Origin of the sequence: Paenibacillus sp. A14 (genome assembly GCF_036864815.1) — a bacterium.
GTDB classification, from domain to species: Bacteria; Bacillota; Bacilli; order Paenibacillales; family Paenibacillaceae; genus Fontibacillus; species Fontibacillus sanfengchensis.
In genome coordinates, this window is the sequence record NZ_JBAGJD010000005.1 from 457,960 (window position 1) to 470,344 (window position 12,385).

The window sequence follows — 12,385 nt, forward strand, 5'->3', positions numbered from 1 at the left end:
CTGGAAAATGTCCAGCTATTTTCGGCAATGTGTGTCCAGTCCGGCCCATTTAGCACAAATTAGCGGGAGAAAATCCCGCTAATCCTCTCCCCATGGGCGGTCTGAGCCGGATTAACGGGAGAAATTCCCGTTAATTGTCGGTCTCAGTCGGCCTCAGTCGTCTCGGCCCGCTTGATCCCACCAACAAGATGCGTTTGCACGGATGAGACAGATTAGTTAGTTGGAGTAACATGATATGTTTGAGTATTAGCGAGCGGCTGAGGGCGTACGAGTTACGTAAAGGATACGCGGCCGAGGAGAGATTTAACGGGAAAACCTCCCGTTAATTTCAGGCTCTAAGCCCGCGGCGAACAAATAGCTGGAAAATATCCAGCTATTTTCGGCCCTGCGTTCCAGTTCGGCCCATTTGGCACAAATTAGCGGGAGAAAATCCCGCTAATCCTCTCCCCATGGGCGGTCTGAGCCGGATTAACGGGGGAAATTCCCGTTAAATCCCGGCCACTCCCACTCCCCGGCAATCCCCCGCCTCCCAGGCACAAAAAAACATCCGCCAAACCTGGCGCTCTCTCGCCTGGGGTACGGATGTTCTTCGTGGGATTGAAATTTCAATCGGATCCACTTCAATTTATTGGGGCTGCAGGTCGGCCTGCAGATAATTCAGCTTGCGGAGGATTTCCTTCTGCCATTTCACATCGCCCAAAGACGCTGCCAGGTTCAGCAGATCCAAATAATCGTCGATTTGAAGCGAGGATTTGCGGGTAGATAATTTCATGGGCTCCATGCTCCTTTGAGATGAAAGTAATCTGGGATGTTAATCCAAGTTTTTATTAATAATGAGAATCATTATCATATCTTAATTATCATTATGCACAATAATGGGCAAAAAGTAAATATCCATGTTTCATCCGGACATCGGGTGGGTTGACAGCCGCCCGGATATATGGAAAATGGGGAGAAATACTACATAGGGAGGCATTATGGAAACAGAGTCGCTGTTAAAAGTGGAGGAGCTTGCACTTAAAAAGTACAAAATCTTCAAGCAAAGCCAACTCCGTTATATTGCCAGAGCGATGCTGGCAAGCATGTTCATCGGATTCGGGGTAATCGTCGCCTTCAAGACAGGAAACTTTTTCTACCTCGAGCATTCTCCGCTGACGTATCCGATGGCGGCCGTTACGTTCGGAGCGGCGATTATTTTGATCGCCTACGGGGGAGGGGATCTTTTCACCGGGAACACCTTCTATTACACCTACGCAGCTTTGCGCAAAAAGCTGAAGTGGCTACAGGTGGTCAAGCTTTGGGTGCTTAGTTACGCGGGAAATATTTTGGGGGCGTGCACATTTGCGCTGCTCATTTATCTTACCGGTCTGTTTGCCGACACATCGGTCAACAGTTTTTTGTTAAGTGTGGTGGAGCACAAGATGAGCACCTCGACGTCAGAGTTGTTTTTCCGCGCGATTCTGTGTAATTGGTTGGTTTGTCTTGCCTTCTTTATCCCGATGTCCCTGCAGGGGGACGGTGCGAAAATGTTTGCGATGATGCTCTTCGTGTTTTGTTTCTTCATTTCCGGGTACGAGCACAGCATCGCCAACATGTGTACCTTTGCCATCGCGTTGGTGCTGAATCACCCGGGAACCATCTCCTTTGAGGGGGTCGTGCATAATTTGGTTCCGGTGACGATCGGCAATCTGATCGGCGGGGTACTGTTGATGGGATTTATGTACTATTTTGTGAATAAGCCGTTTTTGGAGGCCCAACAATCTTCGGAACCGGGGAAAAAATAGGCAGAATTTAAGGCCGTCCGTTGGCGATTAAGCGATGGGCGGTTTTTTTATGCGTGCCATTTGGCCGAAGTGCAAAGGGCTTACTTGTTTTTTTAATTGGGTAAAATATCCTATTTGTATATCCTTGAATATGTTAAAATTAAATGAAATAGGCGGATTATCCTGAAAAAATGCTTTCAGTTCCTGTTGTTACGGCTTGCAATCTCCGCTCCCTATTGGCTTTTTTTCGGCGGCCGGATGCAAGATCTCTAATATAAAGGGTGCATAATAATGAAGCGGATTGCATGGATGCTTGTTTTTGCGGTCATAATCACCTTTTCCCTTCCCCTTCCGGTCAATGGTTCCAGCAGCCGATATAATGTTTCCTATTCCTCCGAGTTGAACTATCCCCCGTTTAAATTTAACCAGCACGGCTACCCGTCGGGGTTTGATTTGGAACTGACCCGTCTGCTTTTTGAAGATGAGAGGTATTCGCTCTACTATACGTTCACCCCCTGGGATTCGGCCTATAATAAGCTTGTGAACGGGGAAGTCGATACCGTCGGGCTGTTAGCCATAAACCGGGAGCGGAAGCGGGAAATCCTCTTTTCCCGTCCCGTCATGCGTACTTACACGGGCATTTATGCCAAACGATCTTTGTATCAGGGCGAGAGCGAGAACGAGAGCGTGACGCCGAAGACACTGTCTAACTATAAAGTCGGTGTCGCGGCGGGCCATTACACCGAGCTACAGTTGAAAGAAGAGGCCGGACTGAGTGAATACCGTTCTTTTCCGACCGTAGAGGAAGGAATTAAGGCTTTGCGGGCGGGCTCGATCGACTTTCTTTTTGAGAATCAGCATGTTATGAACTACCTGATCGTCAAGGAAGGCCTGACCGGGGAGATCCGGCAGGTTGCCTATGACCTCTACCCCGTGGATATCGCCTATGGCATAAGCAAGGGCAAGCCCGAACTGGTGGACTACATTAATCATAGAATCGGCGATTTGCGGGGAAAGGCAAGTTATGAGACACTGTATCAGCGTTATTTTTTTACGCATTCCGAGTTTTATGCCGAACGAATTCGCAACAACTACATAGCTTTCGCCACGATTGCCGTTTTATTGTTTACAGTTGGTTGTATCCTGCTTAAGTTGTATATCAATCGTCTGCGGAGGACGATCCGCGGGGAACGGGAATTTTCGAGAGATGTGCTCGATCACGCGAATTTATTCGTTTGGGCGGTGCAAGAGGATAAGATGACGGTCCGCCTCAATGCTTATGCCGAACAGCTGACCGGGATTCGGGAACAGGACGCGATCGGCGTGAAGTACGATGAACTGCACGAGGTGAGAGCAAGGTTCGGAGAACTGGTAGCCTTGCTCGATGAGGCGTTAACGATGAAATTTGTCGAAAATCGGGAGATGACGCTGATCGGCCAGAACGGGGCGTTCCCGCGGGCGTTTTTGTTTAGGACCTCGGTAATCCGCGGCTTGGGCGGAGATGCCGACGTTTTTATTGTGGCGGGGATGGATATTCAGGAGCGTAAAATATTTGAATACAAATTGCAGAACAGTTACGAAGAGTTGGAGGCGATCTACGAGCAATTGGCGGCGTCCCAGGAAGAGCTTCGCTACAGCTATGATCAGCTCCTGGAGAACCAGCGAATGCTCCGGCGGAATGAAGAGCGTTACCGGCTGGTTACCGAAGCCTCCAACGGGGGGATTTGGGAGATCGATCTGGTTCGCAAGCGGCGTTATTATTCCCCGCGTTGGTTCGAGCTGTTGGGGTATACTTACGAGGATGAGGTAACCAGCGAAATGCTGGAGGATATCGTCCATCCCGATGATATTCGTAACTATGAACTGGAAATAACCAAGGCCAAGGAGAATGACAGGTCCCTGTTTGAATACGAGTACCGGCTGCGGATGAAGAATGGGGAATACCGCTGGTTTTTAGCCAGAGGTAAGGTTGTTTATAATGAAGCCGGAGAACCTTGCCGTATGACAGGCTCCCTCTCGGATATTCATGAGCTCAAGCAGTCCCAGGAGCGCTTGCAGCATTTGGCTTATCACGACGAGCTGAGCGATTTGCCGAACCGTTTGTATCTGCTCGAGGAATTGGAGTCGTTTTTCGCCGGACCGCAGAGGAAGGCGGCGCTCTTTTTCGTGGATACGGACAATTTCAAATACATAAACGATACGCTAGGGCACAAATTTGGAGACCGGCTGCTCAAGGAGGCGAGCTCCCGTCTGACTTCGCTCATTGCGGAAGAGGAGGCCATGCTGTTCCGTTTGGGCGGCGATGAATTTGTGATATTGCACAAAAACATCGAAACGACGGGACGGACGATTCTGCTGGCGGAGCGATTGCTGGAAGGGTTTAAGACCCCGTTTCACATCGACGGGAGCGATCTTTACGTCTCGATCAGCATCGGCATCTCCTTTTATCCGCAGCACGGGAACACCCCCGAAGAAATTTTAAAGAACGCCGATGTGGCTATGTATGCCGCCAAGGAGGCGGGAAAAGGGAAATATATGATCTTCGATCCCGCCTTTCTGCAGGCGTTTAACGACCGGGTGCTGCTGGAGAAGCATTTACGGCAAGGGGTGAGCAACGGAGAGTTTCTGCTTTATTACCAGCCTCAGGTCAGTCTGAAGACCGGTATCATCGTCGGTTTCGAGGCGCTGATTCGTTGGAACAGCCCGGAGCTGGGGTTCGTTTCGCCGCTGGCCTTCATCAAAGTGGCCGAGGACAGCAGGCTGATCGTTCCCATCGGAGAGTGGGTCATTCTGCAGGCCTGCCGGTTCGCCAAGCGCTTGCAGAATGAAGGGCTGGGCCATTATAAAATCGCCGTCAATATTTCGGTGGTTCAGCTCCAGAAAGAGGATTTTGTCGATAAAGTCATGGAGGCCTTGTCAACAACGGGGCTTGCACCGCAGTATCTGGAGTTGGAAATTACGGAGTCGACGATCATTGAATCGTTCGACCGGCTGATCCCGAATTTGACCTATCTTCGCGCGCAAGGGATTCAAATCGCCCTGGACGATTTCGGCACCGGCTATTCTTCCTTGGGCTATCTGAAGCAGATGCCGATCACGACGCTGAAAATCGACAAAAGCTTCATCGAGCAAGTTCCGGCCAAGGATGACAAGCGTTCGCTGGCCCGGGCTATCGTGCTGATCGGGAGAAAAATGGGACTCCAGGTTATAGCCGAGGGAGTGGAGACCGAACAGCAGATTCGCCATGTGCAGCGCTCCAAATGCGATATGATTCAGGGTTACTTCATAAGCCAGCCGCTGCCTGAGGAAGAGGCGCTGGCGTTAGTGCGGAGTCATCCGGCCTATGATGTAGGCGGCATCGTGTGACGGATACGGCCGGTCTTGGACTGTCCGTCCGGTTGCGGTCAAAGGCCGTAGCCAGTATGATGGCCGTAAAGGGTTTCTATCATCCTTAGGGAGGATCAGGGAATGAGTTCAGAGATTGTGGTCATCGGAAGTTTAAATATGGATATGGTGGTACAGGTCGCCCGCAGACCGGAGCGCGGGGAAACCCTTTTGGGCAGCGGCTTTTTTACTAGCCCCGGGGGAAAAGGGGCGAACCAGGCCTACGCGGCAGGGAGGCTGGGAGCTTCCGTAGCGATGATCGGTAGAGTAGGGGATGACGTGTTTGCCGATCAATTGATACGAAATCTGCAGCAGGCCGGCGTCGACACAACTTGTATAGAGCGAGTGGAGGACGAATCGACGGGAGTCGCCTTGATCAACGTGGACCGGGAAGGGGACAACAGCATCGTCGTCGCGCCCGGGGCGAACTACCGGGTCACGCCGGAGTATGTGAGACGGCACGCAGCCACGATTGCCGCGGCCAAGCTGGTTATGGTTCAACTGGAAATTCCGCAGGAGTCGATTGCGGAGGCTATAGCTATCGCAGGGGAGAATAGCGTCCCCGTCATGCTGGATCCGGCGCCGGCCGGACAGCTTCCGGACGAGCTGCTCGCCAAGGTGCGGTATATCGTGCCGAATGAAAGCGAGATCGCGGTGCTCACCGGCGTGGAGGTCTCCGATGAACCGAGCGCCAGACAGGCTAGCGCGGTGCTTCGGGACAAAGGCATCGGAACCGTGTTTTCCAAGCTCGGCGGCAAAGGGGTCGTTGTGACGGCCGCGGACCAATCTTTCACGCTGCCGGGCTATCGGGTGGAAGCGGTGGACACGACGGCTGCCGGCGATGCTTTCGCCGGAGCCTTGGCGACAGCGCTAGTGGCGGGCAAGGATTTACGGGAGGCCACGGCGTTTGCCAATGCGGTCGGGGCCCTGACCGTGACCCGGGCAGGGGCGCAATCGTCCATGCCCGACCTTTCTGAAACCGAGGCGTTTATGAAAGAGGCCGGCAGTAAATAAGAGAATCGGAGAAATTACATCCTGGGAGGACTTGCACTTTGAAAAAAATCATTTTAGACGTAGATACCGGCGTGGATGACGCGATCGCCATCGCCTATGCGGCGCATTCGCCGGAGCTGGACTTGATCGGTTTGACCACCTGCTTCGGCAATATTACCGCGCCCGAGGCGACGCGCAATACGCTCGCGGTTGTGGAGTCTCTGGGCAAAAGCATCCCGGTCATCGAAGGGGCGAAAGAGACGCTGCGCCGGGGAGAGAAGAAGAAATACTCGCGGCATGTCCACGGGGAAGACGGGCTGGGGAACGCTTTGAAGGGAGAGCCTGCCGGGCGGGCGCAGCAAGGGCACGCCGCGGATTTCATCATCGAGCAGGTGAAGCGGTATCCCCATCAAGTCACGATCATTTCGGTCGGCCCGCTCACAAATTTGGCGCTGGCCCTGAAGAAGGAGCCGGTACTCGTATCGTTGATCCCCGAGGTCATCGTTATGGGCGGCGCCGTGACGGTGCCCGGCAACGTAACCCCATACGGGGAAGCCAATATTGTGGCCGATCCGGAGGCGGCCGCCGTCGTGTTCGGTTCGGGCCTGCCCCTGACGCTCGTCGGACTCGATGTGACGATGCAGACCTTGCTGCCGCGCACCCTTCTGGACGACTGGCGGGCTTCCGGCCGGCGGGACGCTTTGTTCCTGGCGGAGATGACGGAGTTTTACATGGAGTTTTACGAGTCCTGCTATCCGGGCATCGGCGGCTGCGGGCTGCATGATCCGCTGGCGGTCGGGGTGGCGGTCGACCCGTCGCTGGTCAAGATCGAGCCGATGCGGGTGACGGTCGTCACTGAAGGAGAAGAAACCGGCCGCACGGTCGGATCGCTTGAAGGCGGCCCGAAGATCGGCGTATGTACCGGCGTGGACGCCGAGCGGTTTCTCCAGCACTTTGCGGGGAGAATAGTGGGATAGAAGCAAAAAAGGTTGCCCCATAGAAAGGGGCAGCCTTTTTTAAGTTGGCTCAAAGGAGATAGCTGATTTTTGTGCACTTGCGTTGCATTAACCCTGACACATGATTACAACGGATCTTTATGCCTTAATCGACTTTAAAAAGCTTCGCAAAAGTACAGGTCTTTAAACAAGGTCCTGCAGTTAGGAAGTCTAACGGCCGTGAGAGCCGTTATGTTGCGATTGAGTAACGTATTGGGATTTTAACGGTCGTGTGGGCCGTTATTTACCTCCTTTTCGACCAAACCAGCCATGCTTATATGAAATAGGGGCCGTGGCGGCCGTTAAAATTCGGAGTCGGCGTAAACAGGGCAAATAACGGCTGTGGCGACCGTTAGAATGGTTTAGAGGTGAAGACGACGATCTGGTTTCGCCACGTTGCTTGCCGAAGCGGCGGATAGGCCCCAAACGGGTAGTACCAGGGATTGTTCGAAATTATCCGGTTCGGACCCTTCGTCCCTCAAACAGCTCCTTAAAAGTCTCTTCCTCCCGGGGACCATCATATTCCGGCGGGTTATGACGGCTCCCGGACACTGACGTCCGGATCGGTCAGAAAAGCCGTGATGGGCATCGAGGCGGCGCCGAGGGCGGTGGAGCGTATCCCGAGCTTGGCAAAATCGACATGCGTCTTTTTGCGGTGATAGGATAAGCTCCGGTTTTTGATCGTTTGCAGCATCGCCTCTTCAAAAAGCCCCCCCGCCAGCGACAGGCGGTTCCCGATGACGATGAGTTCGGGATTGAGAATGTTCACCAGGTTGGCCAGCCCGACGCCAAGCTGAGAGCCGATTTCGTTCAGCAGGTCAAGCGCCTGCTTGTCCCCTTGTTTGCCGGCGGCCAGGATCTGCTCCAGGCCGGGCGTATTATCTTTCCATACGCCGGCGGCCCGATCGAGCAGCGCCTTCTCTGAGGCGAGCGTCTCCCAACACCCGCGGTTGCCGCAGCGGCAGAGCGGGCCGTCCTCCGCGACGGTCATGTGGCCGACCTCGCCGGAGAAGTTGGAGGTGCCGCGGTACAGTGCACCGCCGACGATAATCCCCGAGCCGATCCCGACGCCGATGCTCAAATAGATCAGATTTTGCGAGTCACGGCCGGCGCCGTAGAGTTTTTCGCCGATGGCACCGGCATTGGCCTCGTTATCGATATGCAGGTTGCCGCCGAATTCCGCCGCAAGTGCCCCGGCCAGATCGACGTTGTCCCAGCCCAGGTTCGGCGCGGAGATGACGCGGCTGGTTTCGTCGACCAGCCCGGGAACCCCGATGCCGATGCCTACGATGCCATAGGGGGAGTCGGGAAGCTTACGGCCGAGCAACCGGATCGTTTTACCGATTTGCTCCACCACGTTCTCGGGGGTGAAATCCGTAAGAGGTACGTTTTTTTCCCGGATCACGTTCCCTTCCAGATCGACCAGGACGGCCAGCAGATCGCTGACCCGGATATCCACGCCAATCGCAAAGCCCGCTTGTTTATTAAAAAGCAGGAGCGTCGGCTTGCGCCCGCCGCTGGATTCTCCCGGGCCGATTTCGGTGACGAGGCGGCTGTCGATCAGCTCCGAGACAAGCGAAGAGACGGTGGCCTTGTTGAGGCCGATTCCGGCGGAAATATCCGCGCGCGACAGGGGCTGGCGCTGACGGATCGTGTCCAGCACGATGCTCTTGTTCATTTTTTTTATCAACTGCTGGTCGCCGGTAATTTTCATGGAAATCCTCCGTAATAGAAAGGCTGATATTTGCCATCATAACATAAAATAGAGTTGCTTACTGAATAACTTAGTTAGTTTACTAGACAAACTAAGTATAACGTGATACGATCTAGTTGAAAAGGGCATGATCCTGGCACAACCGGGTATCCTACCTTTGTCCAACATGAGAAAACTATTGTTGACAAGGTATTGTAAGGGCTTACTAAATTAAAATTATGCAGGGAGGACTCTAAGGTGAGTTATTTCAAGAACATCGGCAAGATCCAGTATGAAGGCGCAGGCTCCAACAACCCTCTAGCATTTAAACACTATAACGAAAATGAAGTGGTGCTCGGCAAATCTATGAAGGAGCATCTCCGCTTCGCGGTGGCTTACTGGCACACGCTGACGATGAACGGCAGCGACCCGTTCGGTCAAGGCAACATGATCCGTCCTTGGGAAACGGTATCGGGTCTGGATCTGGCGAAAGCCCGCGTGGAAGTGAACTTCGAATTCCTGGAGAAGCTTGGCGCACCGTACTATTGCTTCCATGACGTTGACGTGGCACCGGAAGGCGCAACGCTGCGCGAATCCAATCAAAACCTCGACGTGATCGTCGCCAAATTGAAAGAAGGTATGCAATCGACCGGCATCAAGCTGTTGTGGAACACGGCGAACATGTTCTCCAACCCGCGTTATGTCCATGGGGCGGCTACAACTTCGAACGCAGACGTATTTGCTTATGCTGCGGCACAAGTCAAGAAAGGTCTGGAAACCGCGGTTGAACTCGGCGCGGAGAACTATGTATTCTGGGGCGGCCGTGAAGGCTACGAATCCCTGCTGAATACGGACATGGGGCTGGAGCTCGACAACCTGGCGAGATTCTTCCAAATGGCCATCGACTACGCGAAGGAAATCGGCTTCAAGGGCCAATTCCTGATCGAGCCGAAACCGAAAGAGCCTACCAAGCACCAATATGATTTTGACGCGGCAACCACGATCGCATTCCTGCAAAAATATAGCTTGCAAGATCACTTCAAGCTCAACCTGGAAGCCAACCACGCGACCTTGGCGGGGCACACGTTCGAGCACGAACTGCGCGTAGCCCGCATTAACAATATGCTCGGTTCCATTGACGCGAACCAAGGCGACATGCTGCTCGGCTGGGATACCGACGAGTTCCCGACCGACCTGTACGCTGTTACGCTTGCGATGTATGAAATCCTTGAAAATGGCGGCCTGGGTTCCGGCGGCGTAAACTTCGACGCGAAGGTAAGACGTTCTTCTTTCGAGCCAGAAGATTTGTTCTACGCTCATATCGCCGGGATGGACACGTTCGCAAAAGGTCTGAAAGTTGCCGCCAAGATGAAAGAAGACAAGTTCATCGACGGCCTGATCGAAGAGCGCTACGCCAGCTTCAAGTCCGGGATCGGCGCGGACATCGTGGCCGGTAAAGCCAACTTCAAAACGCTGGAAGCTTACGCTTTGGAGCACAGCGATATCCGCAATAAGTCCAACCATCTGGAGCTTGTGAAGGCTCGCCTGAACGAATATATCTTCGGAACCAAATAAGCCCTCCGGCGATATGCCCGGCTGAAAATGACCTTGTAAAACGCAAAATGACAAAAAGGGACGGCTGCCGTCCCTTTTTGTCGATATTGGAGGCACGGGATTCGCGAGGGAAGGCGAAAAAGCCTTTAAGAGCGCCTGAAAAGCCTGATGTCCTAATGTAAGCAAAGGCAATGTAAGCAAAGGCACGAAGAGGACCGAAAAGGATTGAAAAGGAACGAAGGGAGAGCGGATTGCGATATGAAATATGTCATCGGGATCGACCTGGGCACAAGCTCGGTAAAAACGCTGCTGGTTAACAAGGAGGGGGAAATCAAAGGCGAAGCGACCGCTGCCTACCCGCTGATTCACGAGCGGCCGGGTTACAGCGAACAGAATCCGGAGGAATGGGTGAACGGAACCGTGGCTTGCCTGAAGCAATTGCTTCAGGAGAGCGGCGTGGAGCCGGAGGCGATCGAGGGGATTTCCTTCTCCGGCCAAATGCATGGACTTGTTCTGCTGGACGAACAAAATAATGTGCTGCGCCACGCCATGCTCTGGAACGATACCCGCACGACGCAGGAGTGCCGGGATATTGAAGCGAAGCTTGGCGATCGACTGCTCGACATTACGCGCAACGCGGCGCTGGAAGGGTTTACGCTGCCCAAGATCCTATGGGTACAAAAGCACGAGCCCGAGCTGTTCGCCAAGGCGGCGCGTTTCGTGCTGCCTAAGGACTACCTGCGCTACCGCATGACCGGGCGCGTACAGATGGAAATCTCCGATGCCGCCGGCACGCTGCTGCTGAACGTTCCGGAAGGAGCCTGGAGCGATGAGATCGCTCAGGCGTTCGGCCTTCCGGAAGGGTTCTGCCCGCCGCTGCTCGGCAGCGCGGAGGAAGCCGGCACGCTGCTGCCGGAATTCGCGCAGCAGTGCGGGCTGTCGCCGAACACCCGGGTGTTCGGCGGTGGCGCGGACAATGCCTGCGGCGCGGTCGGCGCCGGTATTGTCCGCCGGGGCGATGCGCTGTGCAGCATCGGCACCTCGGGCGTTGTCCTCACGTACGAAGAGGACAAGAGCAAAGACTTCGGCGGCAAGGTGCATTTCTTTAACCACGCTCATCCCGGAGCTTTTTACGCCATGGGTGTCACCCTGGCGGCGGGCTATTCCTTGAGCTGGTTCAAGGATTCCCTTGCCCCCGAGCTCAGCTTCGACGAGCTGCTGGCGCCGGTCGGCTCGCTTCCTCCGGGGGCGGAAGGCCTGCTCTTCACGCCGTACCTCGTCGGCGAGCGCACGCCGCATGCGGACAGCGTGATCCGCGGCAGCTTCATCGGCCTGTCCGGCACGCATCGCCGGGAGCATCTCGCCCGCGCGGTGATGGAGGGCATCACCTTCTCGCTGGCCGAGTCCGTCGAGCTGTTCCGCGAGGCCGGCATTTCCGTCGAGCGCGTCATCTCCATCGGCGGCGGGGCGAAGAATCCGGTCTGGTTGCAAATGCAGGCCGATATTTTCGGCACGCCGGTCGTTTCGCTGAAGAACGAGCAAGGCCCGGCGATGGGCGCGGCCATGATGGCGGCCGTCGGCAGCGGCTGGTTCGGCACCTTAAAGGAATGCGCCGACCGGTTTATCGGCTACGGGAAAACGTACGAGCCGATTCCGGCCAACGTAGAGACCTATGCCCGCCTGTTCAAGGTGTACCAGCAAGTTTACGCGGCAACTCGTTCGCTGAACAAAGGGCTGCAGGAATTCCGCGGCTAGTGCCTCATCAGACATCGTAGTAGGAGATGGGCCCACGGCGATCAAGGTGCCTAGCGCACCTTCCAACACTTCCAACTCCAAAAAGATGCAAATCTGCAGGTATTTAGGCCGATTCACGTGCGGATGCGAAAAAAGATGCAAATCTGCAGGAATTTCCAGCGATTTTAGAGAAACGAGCTGGTTTCGTCGAAAATGCCTGCAGAATTGCAGGCATTTTGAAATTCTTGTTCCGAACAGGAAAAAAACAT

8 protein-coding genes are annotated in these 12,385 nt (G+C 54.4%); 6 read left to right on the top strand and 2 right to left on the bottom strand.

All coding sequences use genetic code 11. The features are described 5' to 3' along the window. Positions 1-625: 625 nt before the first annotated feature. Positions 626-772, bottom strand: a complete 147-nt coding sequence (locus V4U88_RS16475) for a hypothetical protein (RefSeq protein WP_334074331.1) — start codon at positions 770-772, stop codon at positions 626-628. 205 nt (positions 773-977) lie between these two features. Between V4U88_RS16475 and V4U88_RS16480 the strand changes: the two genes are divergently transcribed. The 4 genes from V4U88_RS16480 (at position 978) to V4U88_RS16495 (ending at position 7,117) form a co-directional block, all read left to right on the top strand. After that, on the top strand, positions 978-1,784 hold the full coding sequence (locus V4U88_RS16480; protein ID WP_334074332.1) for a formate/nitrite transporter family protein: 807 nt from the start codon (positions 978-980) through the stop codon (positions 1,782-1,784). A 270-nt stretch (positions 1,785-2,054) separates the two neighbouring features. After that, entirely contained in the window at positions 2,055-5,129 is a 3,075-nt protein-coding gene (locus tag V4U88_RS16485; protein WP_334074333.1) for an EAL domain-containing protein, read from the top strand. A 102-nt stretch (positions 5,130-5,231) separates the two neighbouring features. Then, positions 5,232-6,161: a ribokinase gene (gene rbsK, locus V4U88_RS16490; protein ID WP_334074334.1), complete on the top strand. Its 930-nt coding sequence runs from the start codon at positions 5,232-5,234 to the stop codon at positions 6,159-6,161. A gap of 38 nt (positions 6,162-6,199) precedes the next feature. Then, positions 6,200-7,117, top strand: a complete 918-nt coding sequence (locus V4U88_RS16495) for a nucleoside hydrolase (protein ID WP_334074335.1) — start codon at positions 6,200-6,202, stop codon at positions 7,115-7,117. A gap of 550 nt (positions 7,118-7,667) precedes the next feature. Here the strand turns inward: V4U88_RS16495 and V4U88_RS16500 are convergent. Beyond that, complete coding sequence (locus tag V4U88_RS16500; protein ID WP_334074336.1) at positions 7,668-8,849, bottom strand: ROK family transcriptional regulator; 1,182 nt, start codon at positions 8,847-8,849, stop codon at positions 7,668-7,670. 237 nt (positions 8,850-9,086) lie between these two features. Between V4U88_RS16500 and xylA the strand changes: the two genes are divergently transcribed. After that, positions 9,087-10,403 (top strand): xylose isomerase, encoded by a 1,317-nt coding sequence (xylA, locus tag V4U88_RS16505; RefSeq protein ID WP_334074337.1) that lies wholly within the window; start codon positions 9,087-9,089, stop codon positions 10,401-10,403. 237 nt (positions 10,404-10,640) lie between these two features. After that, entirely contained in the window at positions 10,641-12,137 is a 1,497-nt protein-coding gene (xylB, locus tag V4U88_RS16510) for a xylulokinase (RefSeq protein WP_334074376.1), read from the top strand. The last annotated feature ends 248 nt before the right edge of the window (positions 12,138-12,385 follow it).